The sequence below is a fragment of the Pseudomonas sp. B1(2018) genome (assembly GCF_003097365.1).
GTDB lineage: Bacteria > Pseudomonadota > Gammaproteobacteria > Pseudomonadales > Pseudomonadaceae > Aquipseudomonas > Aquipseudomonas laurylsulfatiphila.
The window spans coordinates 24,124-41,008 of record NZ_PYUK01000016.1; the positions used below are offsets into that span (position 1 = coordinate 24,124).

Annotated in this window: 13 protein-coding genes; 5 read left to right on the top strand and 8 right to left on the bottom strand. The window is 61.1% G+C overall.

Going from position 1 to position 16,885, the window contains the following annotated elements; genetic code table 11:
* Positions 1-2 precede the first annotated feature (2 nt).
* The 5 genes from C9422_RS22795 to C9422_RS22815 all read right to left on the bottom strand — a co-directional run bounded on the left by C9422_RS22795 (position 3) and on the right by C9422_RS22815 (position 7,136).
* Complete coding sequence (locus tag C9422_RS22795; protein ID WP_007980201.1) at positions 3-1,250, bottom strand: ABC transporter permease; 1,248 nt, start codon at positions 1,248-1,250, stop codon at positions 3-5.
* A 177-nt stretch (positions 1,251-1,427) separates the two neighbouring features.
* Positions 1,428-2,471 carry an ABC transporter substrate-binding protein gene (locus C9422_RS22800; RefSeq protein WP_056726652.1) on the bottom strand — a complete coding sequence of 348 codons (1,044 nt, stop codon included), beginning with the start codon at positions 2,469-2,471 and terminating at the stop codon, positions 1,428-1,430.
* Positions 2,472-2,519: 48 nt separating this feature from the next.
* Positions 2,520-3,644, bottom strand: coding sequence for an ABC transporter ATP-binding protein (locus tag C9422_RS22805; RefSeq protein WP_095964077.1), 1,125 nt, complete (start codon positions 3,642-3,644; stop codon positions 2,520-2,522).
* Between the two features lie 339 nt (positions 3,645-3,983).
* Entirely contained in the window at positions 3,984-4,637 is a 654-nt protein-coding gene (locus C9422_RS22810; RefSeq protein ID WP_007993216.1) for a response regulator transcription factor, read from the bottom strand.
* 102 nt (positions 4,638-4,739) lie between these two features.
* The gene (locus C9422_RS22815; RefSeq protein ID WP_116582242.1) at positions 4,740-7,136 is read right to left on the bottom strand and encodes a PAS domain S-box protein; all 2,397 of its coding nucleotides are present in this window, start codon (positions 7,134-7,136) and stop codon (positions 4,740-4,742) included.
* Positions 7,137-7,209: 73 nt separating this feature from the next.
* Here C9422_RS22815 and C9422_RS22820 point away from each other — a divergent pair, with 73 nt between their 5' ends.
* Positions 7,210-8,199: an alpha/beta hydrolase family protein gene (locus C9422_RS22820; RefSeq protein WP_116582243.1), complete on the top strand. Its 990-nt coding sequence runs from the start codon at positions 7,210-7,212 to the stop codon at positions 8,197-8,199.
* 137 nt (positions 8,200-8,336) lie between these two features.
* Here the strand turns inward: C9422_RS22820 and C9422_RS22825 are convergent, their stop codons facing one another.
* Genes C9422_RS22825 through C9422_RS22835 form a run of 3 tightly spaced genes read right to left on the bottom strand, consistent with a single transcriptional unit; the run spans position 8,337 to position 10,793 of the window.
* Positions 8,337-9,104, bottom strand: a complete 768-nt coding sequence (locus tag C9422_RS22825; protein ID WP_116582244.1) for a TerB family tellurite resistance protein — start codon at positions 9,102-9,104, stop codon at positions 8,337-8,339.
* A 1-nt stretch (position 9,105) separates the two neighbouring features.
* A complete protein-coding gene (gene murU, locus C9422_RS22830; RefSeq protein ID WP_116582245.1) occupies positions 9,106-9,777 on the bottom strand; it encodes an N-acetylmuramate alpha-1-phosphate uridylyltransferase MurU in 672 nt (223 codons plus the stop codon).
* A complete protein-coding gene (locus C9422_RS22835) occupies positions 9,774-10,793 on the bottom strand; it encodes an aminoglycoside phosphotransferase family protein (protein ID WP_116582246.1) in 1,020 nt (339 codons plus the stop codon). The genes murU and C9422_RS22835 overlap by 4 nt, the downstream gene beginning before the upstream one ends.
* Positions 10,794-10,923: 130 nt before the next feature.
* On the opposite strand from C9422_RS22835, the gene C9422_RS22840 reads away from it, so the two are divergent.
* The 4 genes from C9422_RS22840 to rsmA are packed head-to-tail and all read left to right on the top strand — an operon-like array spanning position 10,924 to position 16,832.
* A complete protein-coding gene (locus C9422_RS22840; RefSeq protein WP_116582247.1) occupies positions 10,924-13,734 on the top strand; it encodes an LPS-assembly protein LptD in 2,811 nt (936 codons plus the stop codon).
* Positions 13,709-15,031, top strand: a complete 1,323-nt coding sequence (gene surA / locus C9422_RS22845) for a peptidylprolyl isomerase SurA (RefSeq protein WP_007980211.1) — start codon at positions 13,709-13,711, stop codon at positions 15,029-15,031. The genes C9422_RS22840 and surA overlap by 26 nt, the downstream gene beginning before the upstream one ends.
* The gene (pdxA, locus tag C9422_RS22850) at positions 15,028-16,017 is read left to right on the top strand and encodes a 4-hydroxythreonine-4-phosphate dehydrogenase PdxA (protein ID WP_116582248.1); all 990 of its coding nucleotides are present in this window, start codon (positions 15,028-15,030) and stop codon (positions 16,015-16,017) included. The genes surA and pdxA overlap by 4 nt, the downstream gene beginning before the upstream one ends.
* Complete coding sequence (gene rsmA / locus C9422_RS22855) at positions 16,014-16,832, top strand: 16S rRNA (adenine(1518)-N(6)/adenine(1519)-N(6))-dimethyltransferase RsmA (RefSeq protein ID WP_007980213.1); 819 nt, start codon at positions 16,014-16,016, stop codon at positions 16,830-16,832. Before pdxA ends, rsmA begins: the two co-directional genes overlap by 4 nt.
* Positions 16,833-16,885: the final 53 nt, after the last annotated feature.

Sequence of the window (16,885 nt, forward strand, 5' to 3'; positions counted from 1 at the left end):
CCTTAGCTCAGGCGCAGGCGGCTCGCGCCTACCAGCCAGCTGTAAATCAGATAAAGCACGACCGTTGCGAGCAACAGCAGCCCACCGAGTGCGGTCGCCATGCCCCAGTTGATGCTGGTGTTGGTGTAGAAGGCGACGAAGTAGCTGACCATCTGATCGTTCGGGCTGCCCAGCAATGCCGGGGTGATGTAGTAGCCGATGGCGAGGATGAACACCAACAGGCAACCGGCGCCGACACCGGCATAGGTCTGCGGGAAGTACACCCGCCAGAAACTGGCGAACGGATGGCAGCCGAGGGAAATCGCGGCGCGCATGTAAGTCGGCGAGATGCCTTTCATCACGCTGTAGATCGGCAGGATCATGAACGGCAGCAGGATGTGCACCATGGAGATGTAGACACCGACGCGGTTGAACACCAGTTCGATCGGCTTGTCGATGATGCCCATGGCCATCAGGCCGCTGTTGATCAGGCCGCCCGACTGCAGCAACACGATCCACGCCGCGACCCGTACCAGGATCGAGGTCCAGAACGGCAACAGCACCAGAATCATCAGCAGGTTGCTCTGGCGCGACGGCAGATTGGCCAGCAGGTAAGCCAGTGGATACGCCAGCACCAGGCAGATCACGGTGATGATCAGGCCCATCCAGAAAGTGCGGGCAAAGATGTCGAGGTAGATCGCCTGGTCCGGGGTGGCCGGGGCGATTTCGCCGAGGTCGTCGATGCGATGATCGACAGCCGCCAGCAGGTAATACGGGGTGATGCTGCTGGTGTTGCGGCGCACCGCTTGCCAGTAGGCCGGGTCGCCCCAGCGCTCATCGAGGCCTTCCAGCGCTTCCTTATAAGAGGCCGGCTCGGTGGCGAGCGGCAAGGCGCGGGCGGTTTTGGTCAGCAGGCTGCGGTAGCCGGCCAGCTCCATGTTCAGGCGCTTGGACAGATCGCCCAGGGTCTGGTTCTTGCGGGCTTCGGCGAGGTCTTCGGCCGCCGCTTTGTAAACCGGTTCAGCGGGCAGGCCGCGGCCGTCCCAGCTGGCGATGGCAGTCACGGTGCGCGGCATGCCGCCGACCACTTCCGGGTTGCCAACACTTTTGTAGAGCAGCGCCACGATCGGCACCAGGAACACCAGCAACAGAAACAGCACCAGCGGCGCGATCAACGCCTGGGCCTTCCAGCGGTTGACCCGCTCGGCGTGCTTGAGCCGCTGCTTCAAGGTGGGGCTGGTGCCCTCGTTCAGGGGAACGGCGATAGCCATGACGTACTCCGGAAATCTTTGGATGGGCGGCATCACCCATGGTGATGCCGCATTACATCAACATTCATCAATTACGCCGCTCCTGTAGGAGCTGGCGCAGCCTGCGATCTTTTGGCGTCCTTGAGACCGCTGAAGATCAAAAGATCGCAGCCTTCGGCAGCTCCTACGGGCGAAGGATTACTTCGCTGCCCAGGCGTTGAAGCGCTGTTCCAGTTGCTCGCCGTTGTCAGCCCAGAAGCTGACGTCGATCTGCACCTGGTTGGCGATGTTTTCCGGGGTGGTCGGCATGTCCTTCAGGACATCCTTGGCCAGCAAGGGTACGGCTTGAGTGTTGGCCGGGCCGTAGGCGATGTTTTCCGAGTAGGTCTTCTGCTGCTGTGGCATCACCGAGAAGGCGATGAACTTCTTCGCTGCTTCAGCACGCTTGGCGTCCAGACCTTTTGGAATGGCCCATGCATCGAAGTCGTAGATGCCACCGTTCCACACGACTTTCAGGTTGCTTTCTTTCTGCACGGCAGCGATCCGGCCGTTGTAGGCCGAACTCATGACCACGTCACCGGAAGCAAGGTATTGCGGCGGTTGTGCACCGGCTTCCCACCACTGGATGTTCGGCTTGAGTTCATCGAGCTTCTTGAACGCGCGGTCTTGACCGTCTTTGCCGGCCAGCACTTTGTAGACGTCCTTCGGCGCAACGCCGTCGGCCATCAGAGCGAATTCCAGGGTGTACTTGGCGCCTTTACGCAGGCCACGCTTGCCCGGAAACTGCTTGGTATCCCAGAAATCCACCCAACTGGTCGGTGCGGTTTTCAGCTTGTCGGCGTTGTAGGCCAGCACGGTCGACCACACGAAGAAACCCACGCCGCACGGCTGGATAGCGCCCTTGACGTAGTCTTCGGTCTTGCCGAACAACTTCGGATCAAGCTGTTCGAACATGTCTTCGTCGCAACCACGGGACAGTTCCGGCGACTCAACCTCTACCAGATCCCAGGACACGCTCTTGGTGTCGACCATGGCCTTGACCTTGGCCATTTCGCCGTTGTACTCGCCGGCCACGATCTTGCCGTTGCCTGCCGCTTCCCACGGTGCGTAGAAGGCTTTGACCTGAGCCGCCTTGTTCGCCCCGCCAAAGGACACCACGGTCAGGTCAGGGCCGGCCGCCATTGCGTGTGCCGCGCCCATCATGCCCAGTGCCAAAGCGGTGAATTTCAGGGATCTCAACATTTATTGTTCTCTCCACGTGCAGGGTTGGTGTTGGTATTGCCGGGGCGATCAGTTCGCCTCTAGAAGGGGATCGAGTGCACGAACGTGCTCGACCTGCCAGCCAAGCGGTACCACGTCGCCGACGGCGAGCGAGGGATCAAGCTCGGCAATCGGTTGTTTCACGAAGAAGTCGGTCTTGCCGCAGACTTCCATGCGCACCCGGACGTGGTCGCCCAGATAGATGAATTCCTCGACCCGCCCGGAGAAGCGGTTGACGCATTGGTCGCTGGAGCCGTTGAGGCTCACTCGTTCCGGACGAATGGACAGGGTCACCGGCTCGCCGGTCTGGCCAACGTTGACCGCCAGGGCTTCCACCTTCTCGCCGCGCCCGAGCTCCACAATGCAACGGTCGCCGGTTTGGCTGTGCAGGCGGCCATTGAGACGGTTGTTCTCGCCGATGAAGTTGGCGACGAAGGTGTTTTTCGGCTCTTCGTAGAGGGTGCGCGGCGGCGCGATCTGCTGGATTTCGCCCTGATGGAACACCGCCACACGGTCGGACATGGTCAGGGCTTCGCCCTGATCGTGGGTCACGTAGACCACGGTGACGCCCAGGCGCTGGTGCAGGTGCTTGATTTCCATCTGCATGTGTTCACGCAGTTGTTTGTCGAGTGCGCCGAGAGGTTCGTCCATCAGCACCAGTTGCGGCTCGAACACCAGCGCCCGGGCCAAGGCCACACGCTGTTGCTGACCACCGGAGAGCTGCGCCGGGTAACGCTGGGCGAAGCTGTCGAGCTGGACCATGCTCAGCACGCGCTTGACCCGGGCACTGACATCGCTCTTGTTCATCCCGCGCACGGTCAGCGGGAACGCCAGGTTCTCGGCCACCGTCATGTGCGGGAACAAGGCGTAGTTCTGAAACACCATGCCGATGTCGCGCTTGTGCGGTGGCACGTTGTTGATGGCGCGCCCGGCCAACAGGATTTCGCCTGCGGTCGGCGTTTCGAAGCCGGCGAGCATCATCAGGCTGGTGGTCTTGCCGGAGCCGGACGGCCCGAGCAACGTGAGGAATTCGCCTTTGCGAATGTCCAGGTTGAGGTCTTTGACGATCAGGTTCTCGCCGTCGTAGCTCTTCTGCACTCCACGAAAGCTGACCAGAACATCATTGGCCCCTGCGCTTGAATCGACCTGGCTCATACCCACACCTTTGTTGTTGATGACTGCTGTGGGGTTAAGCCTAGTGGACGCTGGGGACCACGCAAATCGGGGGGCAAGAGAGATTCGCCTCAGCCGGATGGAAGGTTGGGGGTAGGGATTGCCCTACAAGGATGGCGCGTTTTGGCAACCGCAGTGACCGGCGGTCAGCTGCAGGCCGCCAGCAAAGGCAAAAGCACTGGCGGGCATTGTCGCAAATGGATACGCCCCCTCGTCCCCTGTAGGAGCTGCCGCAGGCTGCGATCTCTTGATCTTCAGCGACCTTGAGGCCGCTAAAAGATCGCAGCCTGCGGCAGCTCCTACGGGAGATCGCGTGCAGAGTCAGAGCAGCTTGTGCTCCATCGCGTACTTCACCAGTTCCGCCAGCGAGGTGATGTTGAGCTTCTGCATCAGCCGCGCCTTATGGGTGCTGATGGTCTTGCTGCTCAGTGCCAGTTGCTGGGCGATGTCGTTGACGTTGGCACCCTGGGCCAGGCGTTCAAACACGGAAAACTCGCGCTCGGAGAGCAACGAATGCAATGGCCTCGAGTCGGTCAGGCCGACCTCGAAAACCATGCGGTCGGCCAGTTCAGGGTCGATATAACGCCCGCCTGACGCCACTTTGCGAATGGCCGTCAGCAACAGTGCCGGATCGCTGTCCTTGGTTGCATAACCGGCGGCCCCGACCTTCAGCGCCCGGGCAGCCATTTGCGCTTCGTCGTGCATCGACAACACCAGGATCGCCGGCGGATTGTTCAGGGCGCGAATCCGCGGAATGGCCTCCAGGCCATTGACGCCCGGCATGGAGATGTCCAGCAGCACCACTTCGCAGGGCACATGACGCAAGGTGTCGAGCAACTGCTCGCCATTGCTTGCCTCCCCCACCACCAGCAAGTCCTTGGCCAGGCCAATCAGCTGCTTGATGCCTTCGCGGACAATGGTGTGGTCTTCGGCTACCAGTACACGGATCACGTTCTTCTCCAGATTCAAGATCATTCGCGAGCAAGCCCGCTCCCACAATGGATTTTGTGACCACCCTAGATCCCCTGTGGGAGCGGGCTTGCCCGCGAAGGCGTCAGTACAGACAACATTAAACAATCAGGCTGCATCCAGTGGAACGCGCACACTCAGCGTCGTACCCTCACCCGGCTCACTCTCAAGGGACAACTCCCCTCCCATGATCAACACCCGCTCACGCATTCCGACGATCCCGAAGGACGTTGGCCTGCCAGGCGCAGCAACAAATCCTACGCCATCATCGGCGACCGTCAGACACAACACATCGCCTTCCAGCGCCAGTGTCAGTTCAACAGTATGCGCCTGGGCATGGCGCATGACATTGGTCAGTGCTTCCTGAAGGATCCGGAACAGGCCGATGGCCTTGGCATCGCTGAGCACCGGCAGATTGTCCGGTACCTGCACCAGACACGGAATCTGCGTACGCGCCTCGAATCGTCGGGCCTGCCATTCGATGGCCGAGGCAATGCCGGCATCGAGAATCGGCGGGCGCAAGGCAGTCGCCACGTCGCGAACCAGCTGAAAGAGCTGAGCGATCAGGCGTTTCATGCTGCCCAGGCGCTCGTTAAGGCCCGGATCAAGTTGCGCGTAAGCCAGTTCGCACATGGAGGTTTCCAGCTTGAGCACGGTCAGCATCTGCCCCAGTTCATCGTGAACTTCCCGGGCGATGCGCGCTTTTTCTTCTTCGCGCACGCTCTCCAGGTGCGCGGACAACTCACGCAGTTGTTCCCGGGAACTGGCCAGCTCAAGCTCGATGCGCTTGCTCTCGCTGATGTCCCAGACGATGCCGTCCCAGACATAGGCGCCGTCTTCCAGCCGGCGGGTGATGGCCTTGATTTCCGCCCAGCGCTGCTCGCCCTGACGCGTGAGGATTCGCCCTTGCCACGACCAGTCGCTGTCGGTATCCAGCGCATGATCCTGGGTCTGGTGATAACTCGCCTTGTCATCCGGATGCACCAGGCTGCGCAGGCCTTTGTCACGATGCGCCAGGGTGGCCGGTGAATAACCCACCAGGCTTTCGCTGCCTTCGCTGATATAGGCAAAGTCGATCTGGCCAGTCACCGGTGCCCGCTCCAGGCGGAAAACCAGCCCCGGAACGTTGGCGGCGATGCCCTGCAGCCGCGCCTCGCTTTCCTGCAAGGCCGCCAGGGCGCGGCGCCGCTCGGTGACATCGTTGAGGTAAACCACCAGGTATTCGCCATCGCGAAAACGCAGAAAACTCAATGAAACATCGGCCGGCAGTATGCTGCCGTCGGCGCGCACGCAGTTGGTTTCGAAGCTTTGCGGGCCCTCTTCACTGGCCCGGGCACGCTTCCACAGATTGAGCCAACGATCCATGTGCAGGCCGGGTTCGAAATCGATCAGCGGCCGATCGATGATCGCGCCGGATGGATAGCCGAGCATGCTTTCCGCCGCACGATTGGCGTAGCGCACGTGACTGTCCCAGTTGACCCAGAGGATGCCGACGGTGCTTTGATCGATGGAAAACTGGGTCAGCCGCAACGCCTCTTCGCTGGCGGCACGCAAGGCAATGTCTTCCTGCGCAGCCATCAGGCGTTGTTCCAGGCTGTGCTGCTGGCGACGCTGCCAGAACACGATGGCCATGCAACTCGACGCCAGCACGGCCAGCAACAGGCAGAGGTTTTGCCAGAACCCCCGCGACTCGGTGAGGCGTGGATACTTGGGCTGCAGCCATTGATTGTGCAGTTGCTCCAGATCCTTGGCCGGGATCGCCCGCAATGCGCTTTCGACAATACCCGCCAGTTCCGGCTTGTCGCGACGCGTGGCTACCCGCAACAGCTGCGGCAGGCCGACATCCCCGACCACCACCAACCCGGCAAACTCCGGCTCGACGGAGAGGCGCCCCAATTGCGCTTCATCGACCACCGCATAAGCCGCCTGCTGGCCCGTCACTAACTGCAATGCCTGGCGCTCCATCGGGACGCCCTGCAGATTCAGGTGTGGATAGTTGCCGTGCAGGTAATCGGCGATGGCGCTGGGCATGCGCACGGCGACGCGGGTCTGACTGTCGAGCTTCTCCAGTTCGATCGCCCCGGCGCTTTTCTGGTCGCTGACCACCAGTTGCGGCACCCGCATGTAGGGGTCGGAGAATTGCCAGAGGCGCAGCCCGCCGGGTGTCTGGGTCAGTCCCGGGGCGATGTCGATTTCGCCTTCGCGTGCGGCAGCTTCCAGTTGTTCAAGGTCGGGAAAGTTGCGCCAGCTCAACTCGACGTCGAGGGTCTTTGCCAACCGCTTCATCAAGTCGACATTCACCCCGGACAGGCGCTGCAAGCGGCGATCGTATTGCGCATAGGGTGCCTGCAACACCAGTCCGACCCGTAACTCGCCCTGCTGCGTCAGCCAGTGCTGTTGTTTCGGGGTCAGTTGGGCAACGTGCGCCGGGGGCACGACTGCCGCCCAACCCATCAAGGGAAACCACAAACAGCCGATAACCCACAGGCAGCGAAAACGCATCATTGAACTCTCACACACTGACAAATACTGACCAACCCATTAGGCTGCCGGAACATCTTCTGGCCTGGAATATCCAATGCCCCCTGTCTACCGCCTGGCACTGCCAGCATTGTGCATGTCGCTGATCCTGCCTTGCGTTTTTTCCGTGGAGGCGGCCGAACCGGCGCCTGCCGCAACAGAAAAGCCCGCCGAAGAAAAACCACTCGAACGTCAGCCGCTGCCTGAGCGCAGTCAGGAAGAAGCGACTGCACTTGAGCGAAAAATCCCGGCTCAGGAACAGCAACAACTGCAAGCGGGCACCGACACTTTTCTGGCCTTGTGGAAACCGGCCAATACCGCCGAACCCAAAGGCGCGGTGATTATCATCCCGGGCGCCGGCGAAACTGTTGACTGGCCGCAAGCGGTCGGTCCTTTGCGGCGCAAATTGCCGGACGCCGAGTGGAGCAGCCTGAGTATCACCTTGCCGGACCTGCAAAGCGATGCCATTGCGCCACGAATCGTGGAGGCAACGCCGGCACCCAAGGCCCCCGAAGCCGGCAGCAAGGACTCGACCACCGCCGCCCCGATCGAACAGGTGGCCGGTGGCGAGGCCGATGTGGCCGACAAGGCCATCGCTGACACCACCGAAGAACAATCCAGGGCAGATGCCGAGCGCATCTTCGCCCGGATCGACGCCGCGATTGCGTTTGCCGAACAACAAAGCGCCCGCAGCATCGTAGTGCTGGGGCATGGCACGGGTGCCTATTGGGCGACGCGCTACCTGAGCGAGAAGCAGCCATCGCAAGTCGAGAAACTGGTCATGGTCGCCACTCGCACACCGGCGGCAGCGAAGCCCGAGCTGGCGGAACTGACCCCGACCCTGAAACTGCCGACCGCCGATATCTACTACAAAGACAAAGCGCTGGACCGCAACGCCGCGCTGGAACGCCTGCAGGCCAGCAAACGCTTGAAGTCCTCGACATTCAGCCAGGTCGCACTCAAGGCCTTGCCCGATAGCAAGGCCGAACAGGAGCAATTGTTCCGGCGGGTGCGGGGTTGGTTGAATCCACAGCCTGCGACAGACTGACAGACCGAGGCGCTTCATTCGCGAGCAAGCCCGCTCCCACAGGTTTTATGCCGGTCACGAAATGGCAGACGACATCAAACCTGTGGGAGCGAGCTTGCTCGCGATAGCGGTATCACTGGCGACGCAAGTTTTCCGGGCTAGCGAAAATCCCGCCGCTCCCGAATCAGCGTATAGGCACTATGCAGTTCACGCGTTCTCTCGGTGGCCTCACGCACCTGCATCGCCGTCGCACCACTGCCGGCAATCTTGTCCGGATGATGGCGACTGAGCAGGCGCCGGTAAGCACGCTTGATCTGCGCCGGTTCAGTGGTGGCCGACACCCCCAACAGCTTCAAGGCGTCCTGATAGCTTGGTACGCTGCCGCCCAATGGCCGCCTCTGCGGCTCATAATCGTGGGCCAACGCCTGCACCTGGTGCGGCGTCCAGCCCAGCCACTGGCCCCACTGGCGGATCAACTCACGCTCACTGCTGCCGGCACGACCATCGGCCCACACCATTCGCCAGCAGGCGCGTAACACGCCCTCCGCCGCATGGGGCTGGGCACTCAGGCGACGCAGATACCCGCGTAGCCGATCGCGACCCGACTTGCCACGGTTGAACGCGGCAATTGCACGGCGCTGAGCCGGCCCGGACATATCCAGCGAGCGCATTTCCGCACGGGCCTGTTCGATGTGCCCGGCCATCACCTGGCCGTCGCACTTGGCCAGGCGTCCCAGCAGGACAAACAGCAATTCATCGTTGCGCAGCACCGGGCGGCCGCCCAGTTTCTCCCGCAAATGCCCCCAGCTCTGCAACTGCAAGCGTCGATCCAGCGCCTGCCCCAACAATGCGCCGAGCATGGCCCCCGGAATGCTGGCTATGGCAAAGCCCGCTCCGGCTCCTATCAGAGTCCCTGGCCACAGCATGTCAGCGGCTCGCTTCTATTAATGTTTCAACTTCGGCCAGACGCTCGTGAGTACCGACATCGACCCAGTGCCCCCGCAACTGCTCGCCGGTCACCTGCCCGTCAGCCATGGCTTTGCGCAGCAGCGGCGCGAGCTTGAAGGCCCCGGCGGTGCAACCGTCGAACAACTGCGGGTGCAACACGGCGATGCCGCTGTAGGTCAGGGTGGGAGCCTGCGGTTGACCGTCGTGCACCTGATTCCCGACCAGGCTGAAGTCCCCGGCCGGATGATGCGGCGGGTTGCTGGCCAGCACCAGGTGCGCCAGGCCATTGATGGGTTGGTGCAGCACACTGAAGTCGTAATCGGTCCAGATATCGCCGTTAACCACCACAAAAACTTCATCTCCCAACAACGGCAAGGCACGGAAAATCCCGCCGCCGGTTTCCAGGGGTTCACCTTCCGCCGAATACTGGATGCTCACGCCATAACGCGAACCATCGCCCAGATAGTCTTCGATCTGCTGACCGAGCCAGGCGTGGTTGATCACGATGTCGGTGAACCCGGCGGCAGCCAGCGCTCGCAGGTGATACTCGATCAGCGGCACGCCGCCGGCACGCACCAGCGGTTTTGGCGTGGTCAGGGTCAGCGGGCGCATGCGCTCGCCTTTGCCCGCGGCCAGAATCATTGCCTTCATGCTTTCACTCCGGCACGCAGACTGGCCAACAGCACATCTAGCTCGGCCAGTTCGGGGCGGCGAGCGATCACGGCATCTATATAGGCAAAGAAACGCGGAACATCGCCCAGATAACGCGGTTTGCCGTCGCGATGGCAGATACGCGCGAAAATACCGATGACTTTCAGGTGACGTTGCACCCCCATCAAGTCGCTGGCACGCAGAAAGTCCTCGAACTCGGGCTGAACCGGAATACCGAGGGCGCCCGCCTGTTGCCAGTAGCTTTCGAGCCAGCCGTGTACACGCTCCTCGGGCCAACTGAGGAAGGCGTCCTTGAACAGGCAGGTCACGTCGTAGGTCACCGGGCCATATACCGCATCCTGGAAATCCAGCACGCCGGGATTGGGCTCGCTGAGCATCAGGTTGCGCGGCATGTAGTCGCGATGCACCAGGACTTTTGGCTGTGCCAGGGCGCTGTCGATCAACAGATCGCTGACCTGCTGCCAGAGCACTTGCTGAGCCGCGTCGAATTCGATGCCCAATTCGCGCTTCACGTACCACTCGGGGAACAGTTCCAGTTCGCGACGCAGTAATGCCACGTCATAGCTCGGCAGCGGCGCAACCATCGGCAACTGCTGGAAAGCCAGCAACGCCTGCAAGGCATCCTTGAACAAATCGTCGGCGTTTTCGCTGTCGATGACGTCCAGATAGGTCTTGTTGCCCAGGTCATTGAGCAAAAGAAAACCGCGCTCCAGGTCTTCGGCATAAATTTTCGGCACGTTTATTCCGGATTTCGCCAGCAAAAAGGCGATATCCACGAAGGGTTTGCAGTTCTCCTGGGGCGGTGGCGCGTCCATCACGATGAAACTTCTGCCATCGCCTTCCCAGCGGAAATACCGCCGGAAACTCGCGTCGCTGCTGGCCGCGGTCAACGTGGCCGGGGGTACGACGCCCCAACCCTGCTCGGCAAAAAGGGTCGCCAATTGTTCATCGAGCCAAACTTTCAGGTGTTGCAAGCGTACATCTTGATCAGGCATTGCAAGGGTCTCCGACGGCGCTAGCCGTCAAGCGGGTCATGCTTTATTATCCAGCATCTTTTTCAGACCATCGAGAGGCGTGCGGCCCACACCGCGGGCAGATGGCACGCAGGAAGCCCGGACTAATAAGATGGCATTGAAATCCCCCGCGTTTCGTAAAAAATTTCCGTTGTTGGTTACCGGCAGTTTGCTGGCGCTGCAACCCCTTGCCACTTCCTACGTGGTCGCCGCGGAACAGTTTGACTGCTCAGTCTCTGCTTCGGGCTCCTGGGACTGCGCGCCAAAGACGCCGGCGGCTGCATTGCCACCGCGTCCCGTCCATGACGGCAGCGCAGTTTCCGCCACCGGCGAAGCCCCGGCCGAGAACGGCTCCAGTGAAGACACTGGCGCCAAGCCGGTGCTGGTCACCGAATCCAAAGGCCGTGGCCTGAAGTCGCGTAGCGAAGACTACAGTCACCTCGACTGGGTTCCCCGCGAGCAGCTCACCGCCGCACAATTGGCTGAAACCGGTCCTTATTGCTCTGGTTCCTATATCGAACCGATTCGTCCTGGCATGAATGACAAGACGGATAAAAGTGACGCGCCTACCTTTATCGGCGCAAAAGCCTCCCGCTATAAGCAGGATGAGCAAGTCGCGACCCTGGCCGGCGACGTCGTCATGCGCCAGGGCAGCATGCAGGTCGAAGCCGACGAAGCCAACCTGTACCAGGCCGAGAGCCGTGGCGACCTGAATGGCAACGTGCGCATTCGCGACAATGGCGCGCTGATCGTGGGCGACCACGCCGACGTGCAACTCGACACCGGTGAAGCCAAGGTCGACAACGCCGAATACGTGATGCACAAGTCACGCATCCGCGGTAATGCGCTGTACGCCAAACGCGCCGAGAACGCGATCATCCGCCTCAAGGATGGTACGTACACCACGTGCGAACCGAACAGCAACGCCTGGCAGCTCAAGGGCAACAACATCACCCTGAACCCGGCCACCGGTTTCGGTACGGCGACCAACGTGACGCTGCGGGTCAAGGACATTCCGGTCCTGTACACGCCGTACATCTATTTCCCGATCGATGACCGTCGCCAGTCCGGCTTCCTGCCGCCGACCATCGGCACCGGCAGCGATACCGGCTTCATGCTGGTCACCCCGTACTACTTCAACCTGGCGCCGAACTACGATGCCACGTTGTACCCGCGCTACATGGAAAAGCACGGCTTGTTGATGGAAGGCGAGTTCCGCTACCTGACCAAGTCCAGCGAAGGCCAGTTCGGTGCGGCGTACCTCAACGACGAAAGCAATGAGCGCGACAAACAGTCCGACTCGGAAAAAACCCGCTACATGTACAACTGGCAGCACAAGGGTGGCCTCGACTCGCGAGTACTCACGCAAGTCGACTACACCAAGATCAGCGATCCGTATTACTTCCAGGATCTGCAGACCGACCAGATTGGCATAAAAAGCAACGACTACGTGAACCAGCAGGGTTCCGTGACCTATCGCGGCGAGGGCTATACCGCTCGCGCGAACGCCCAGGCATACGAACTGGCGAGCGTATCGAACATTACCCCGTACAACCGCCTGCCGCAGCTCACCCTCGACGGTATGCTGCCTTACCATCCGGAAGGCCTGGATTTCACGTACAACACCGAACTCGTGCGGTTTGACCGGGATCTGCAGAACGGGACCTACTTTGACGAAGATGGCGTCGGCTCTCCCCGTATTGATACCAACATTCAAGGTCTGGCTCGCGCCACTGGCGACCGCATGAATCTTGCGCCCGCCATGAGCCTGCCGATGAACACGACATACGGCTTCCTGACACCGAAGCTTAAGTACCAGTACACCCAGTACCAACTGGATCTGGACGGTACCGGCAAAACTCAAATCGTTCAGCAAAATCAAAACGCAGCTCTCAACGGGACTAAAAATTTCAACGGTCAGTTCGACAGCAACCAGAACCGCGGCGTGCCGATTGCCAGCATCGACAGCGGCCTGTACTTCGATCGCAATACCCAGTATTTCGGCAAGAACTACCGCCAGACCCTGGAGCCGCGCCTGTTCTACCTGTACGTGCCTGAGGTCGACCAGGAAGACATTCCGGTATTCGACACCAGCGAATACACCTTCAACTTTGCGTCGCTGTTCCGTGACAACCGTTTCTCCGGCTCCGACCGTGTCGGCGACGAGAACAAACTGTCCCTGGGCCTGACCAGTCGCTGGATCGAAGACAGCGGTTTCGAGCGCCAACGCATCAGTGTTGGCCAGGCCCTGTACTTCAAGGACCGCGAAGTTCAGTTGCCAGGTATCGACCCAAAAACCCGCGCCGATGCACATTCGAATGTTTCGCCTTATGCGCTGGAATACGAATATCGCTGGAACCGCGACTGGCGCACCACGGCCGACTACAACTGGGACCCGGACAGCCGCAGCCCTCGCTCGGGCAGCGCGATGTTCCACTACCAGCCTGAAGACAACCCGAACAAGATCGTCAACCTCGGCTATCGCTATCGTAACGACCAGGTGATCTACAACCAGAACACCGGTCAATGGCAGTTCGGTGGCAACTACGGCACCGAAGGCCAGCCTGGCTTCGTGAAGGACTACTACAAGATCGAACAGCACGACTTCTCGGTGATCTGGCCGATCGTGCCGCAATGGAGCGCTATCAGCCGCTGGCAGTATGACTACAACCGCAACCGTACCCTGGAAGCCTTCGGTGGCTTCGAGTACGACAGCTGCTGCTGGAAACTGCGCCTGATCAACCGTTACTTCGTTGATTACGACGAGTTCAGCCAGCAGGCACCGGAAAACGAAAAAGGCGACCATGGCGTCTTCCTCCAAATTGTTCTGAAGGGACTCGGCGGCCTCACCGGCGCCAAGGCAGAGAGCTTCCTCGACAAAGGCATTCAAGGTTATCGTGAACGTGAAGACCAAGCTTTCTGATTGTCTGCGCCCGCTGATGCTGGGCGCGCTGTTCCTGAGTACGGCGGCCAGTGCCGCCGTGCAGTCCATCGACAAAGTGGTGGCCATCGTCGACAACGACGTGGTCATGCAGAGCCAACTGGACCGACGCGTCCATGAAGTTCAGCAAACCATTGCCAAGCGTGGTTCTGCCGTACCGCCGGCCAGCGTGCTGGAGCAGCAGGTACTTGAGCGCCTGATCGTCGAGAACCTGCAATTGCAGATCGGCGAGCGTTCCGGCATCCGCATTACCGATGAAGAGTTGAACCAGGCCGTCGGCACCATTGCCCAGCGCAACAACATGTCGATCGAGCAGTTCCGCGCCGCCCTGACTCGCGACGGTCTGTCCTACGACGACGCACGCGAGCAGATCCGTCGCGAAATGGTCATCAGCCGCGTGCGCCAGCGTCGGGTCGCCGAACGCATTCAGGTCTCCGAGCAGGAAGTGAAGAACTTCCTGGCGTCCGACCTGGGCAAAATGCAGCTGTCCGAAGAGTTCCACCTGGCCAACATCCTGATTCCTACGCCGGAAAGCGCCAACTCCGAAGCGATTCAGAGTGCCGCCAAACAGGCCGATGCGATTTACCAGCAGCTCAAGCAAGGCGCTGACTTCAGTCAGTTGGCAATCGCCAAATCCGCCAGCGAAACCGCTCTGGAAGGTGGTGACATGGGCTGGCGTAAAGCCGCTCAATTGCCTCCGCCGTTCGATCGCCTGCTGAGCACCATGCCGGTGGGTGATGTCACCCAGCCAATGCGTACCCCGGGCGGCTTCATCATCCTGAAGATCCTCGACAAGCGTGGCGGCGAGACGCAGATGCGCGACGAAGTGCATGTACGTCACATCCTGGTCAAGCCGAGCCCGATCCGCGACGCAGCGAAAACCAAGGCCCTGGCCGAATCGCTCTACAGTCGTATCGAGGCTGGCGAAGACTTCGGTGAGCTGGCGAAAAACTACTCGGAAGACCCGGGTTCCGCCCTCAACGGCGGCGACCTGAACTGGATCGACCCGAACGCGCTGGTGCCCGAGTTCCGCGAAGTGATGGCCAAGACCCCGCAAGGTCAGCTGTCCAAGCCATTCCAGACTCAATACGGCTGGCATGTGCTGGAAGTTCTGGGCCGTCGCGCCACCGACAGCACCAGCCAGGCTCGCGAGCAGCAAGCCATGACCGTTTTGCGTAACCGCAAATACGACGAAGAGCTGCAAACCTGGCTGCGTCAGATCCGTGACGAAGCGTACGTGGAAATCAAACTCCCTGGCGCCGACCAGGCAGCGCAGTGAAACTCCAACGTTTCGCGCTGACACCCGGTGAACCAGCCGGCATAGGTCCCGACCTGTGCCTGCTGCTCGCCTCGCAAGCCCAGCCCCATCCCCTGATTGCCATTACCAGCCGCGACCTGCTCATCGAGCGGGCCGCGCAACTGGGCGTGGCGGTCGACTTGCTGCCGGTCACCCCGGACAACTGGCCGGATGTACCCGCGCCAGCCAACAGCCTGTATGTCTGGGACACACCGCTCAGCGCCAAGGTCACCGCCGGACAACTGGACAAGGCCAACGCTGCGTTCGTCCTGGAAACCCTGACCCGGGCCGGCCAAGGCTGCCTGAGCGGGGATTTTGCCGGCATGATCACCGCGCCTGTGCACAAAGGCGTCATCAACGAATCCGGCATCGCCTTTTCCGGGCACACGGAATTCCTTGCCGACCTGACCCACACCGCGCAAGTGGTGATGATGCTGGCCACTCGTGGTTTACGCGTAGCCCTGGTGACCACTCACCTGCCCCTTCGCGAGATTGCCGATGCCATCACGCCGGAGCGGCTGGAGCGCGTCACGCGAATCCTGCACGCCGACCTGCAAAACAAGTTCGGCATCGCCCGGCCGCGCATCCTGGTCTGCGGGCTCAACCCGCATGCCGGTGAAGGCGGACACCTGGGCCATGAAGAAATCGATATCATCGAACCCACATTAGAGCGCCTGCGCGGCGAGGGTATGGACCTTCGCGGCCCCCTGCCCGCCGACACTCTGTTTACCCCCAAATATCTGGAGCACTGCGATGCGGTGCTGGCGATGTACCACGACCAGGGCCTGCCGGTGCTGAAATACAAAGGCTTCGGCGCGGCAGTCAACGTGACCCTCGGCTTGCCGATCATCCGTACTTCGGTCGACCACGGCACCGCCCTGGATCTGGCCGGCAGCGGCAAGATCGACACCGGCAGCCTGCAAGTCGCCCTGGAAACCGCCTACCAGATGGCCGAGACCCGTTTATGACCGAGCAATACCAACACAAGGCGCGCAAACGCTTTGGCCAGAACTTCCTGCACGATGCCGGCGTTATCGACCGCATCCTGCGCTCCATCCATGCCAAGGCAGAAGACCGCCTGCTGGAGATCGGCCCGGGCCAGGGCGCACTGACCCAAGGTTTGCTCAGCAGCGGCGCGCAACTCGACGTGGTGGAACTGGACAAGGACCTGATCCCGATCCTCAACCAGCAGTTTGCCGGCAAGAGCAACTTCAACCTGCATCAGGGCGATGCGCTGAAGTTCGACTTCAACAGCCTGAATGCCGCGCCAGGCAGCCTGCGAGTGGTCGGCAACCTGCCGTACAACATCTCCACGCCGCTGATTTTTCACCTGCTGCACAACTCGCACCTGATCCGCGACATGCACTTCATGCTGCAAAAGGAAGTGGTCGAGCGCCTGGCTGCGGGCCCGGGTGGTGGTGACTGGGGCCGTCTGTCGATCATGGTTCAGTACCATTGCCGGGTCGAACACCTGTTCAACGTCGGCCCGGGCGCGTTCAACCCGCCACCGAAAGTCGATTCGGCCATCGTGCGCCTGGTGCCCCACGCGGTACTGCCGCACCCGGCCAAGGATCACCGCCTGCTGGAGCGCGTCGTGCGCGAAGCGTTCAACCAGCGCCGCAAGACCCTGCGCAACACCCTCAAGCTGCTGCTGAGCAATGCCGAAATCGAAGCCGCCGGCGTCGATGGCAGCCTGCGCCCCGAGCAGCTCGACCTGGCCGCCTTCGTGCGCCTGGCTGACAAGCTCAGCGAGCAAGCGCCACAAAAGCCTGCCGCGAACTGACAGGCGATGAGCGCTATCGGGTAGGACGCCACTCTGGTCTACTACCCGATACT

Bases quoted from the DNA above. Each gene is read 5' to 3' on its own strand.
- C9422_RS22795 (WP_007980201.1), bottom strand. From the start codon at position 1,250: ATGGCTATCGCCGTTCCCCTGAACGAGGGCACCAGCCCCACCTTGAAG.
- C9422_RS22800 (WP_056726652.1), bottom strand. From the start codon at position 2,471: ATGTTGAGATCCCTGAAATTCACCGCTTTGGCACTGGGCATGATGGGC.
- C9422_RS22805 (WP_095964077.1), bottom strand. From the start codon at position 3,644: ATGAGCCAGGTCGATTCAAGCGCAGGGGCCAATGATGTTCTGGTCAGC.
- C9422_RS22810 (WP_007993216.1), bottom strand. From the start codon at position 4,637: ATGATCTTGAATCTGGAGAAGAACGTGATCCGTGTACTGGTAGCCGAA.
- C9422_RS22815 (WP_116582242.1), bottom strand. From the start codon at position 7,136: ATGATGCGTTTTCGCTGCCTGTGGGTTATCGGCTGTTTGTGGTTTCCC.
- C9422_RS22820 (WP_116582243.1), top strand. From the start codon at position 7,210: ATGCCCCCTGTCTACCGCCTGGCACTGCCAGCATTGTGCATGTCGCTG.
- C9422_RS22825 (WP_116582244.1), bottom strand. From the start codon at position 9,104: ATGCTGTGGCCAGGGACTCTGATAGGAGCCGGAGCGGGCTTTGCCATA.
- murU (WP_116582245.1), bottom strand. From the start codon at position 9,777: ATGAAGGCAATGATTCTGGCCGCGGGCAAAGGCGAGCGCATGCGCCCG.
- C9422_RS22835 (WP_116582246.1), bottom strand. From the start codon at position 10,793: ATGCCTGATCAAGATGTACGCTTGCAACACCTGAAAGTTTGGCTCGAT.
- C9422_RS22840 (WP_116582247.1), top strand. From the start codon at position 10,924: ATGGCATTGAAATCCCCCGCGTTTCGTAAAAAATTTCCGTTGTTGGTT.
- rsmA (WP_007980213.1), top strand. From the start codon at position 16,014: ATGACCGAGCAATACCAACACAAGGCGCGCAAACGCTTTGGCCAGAAC.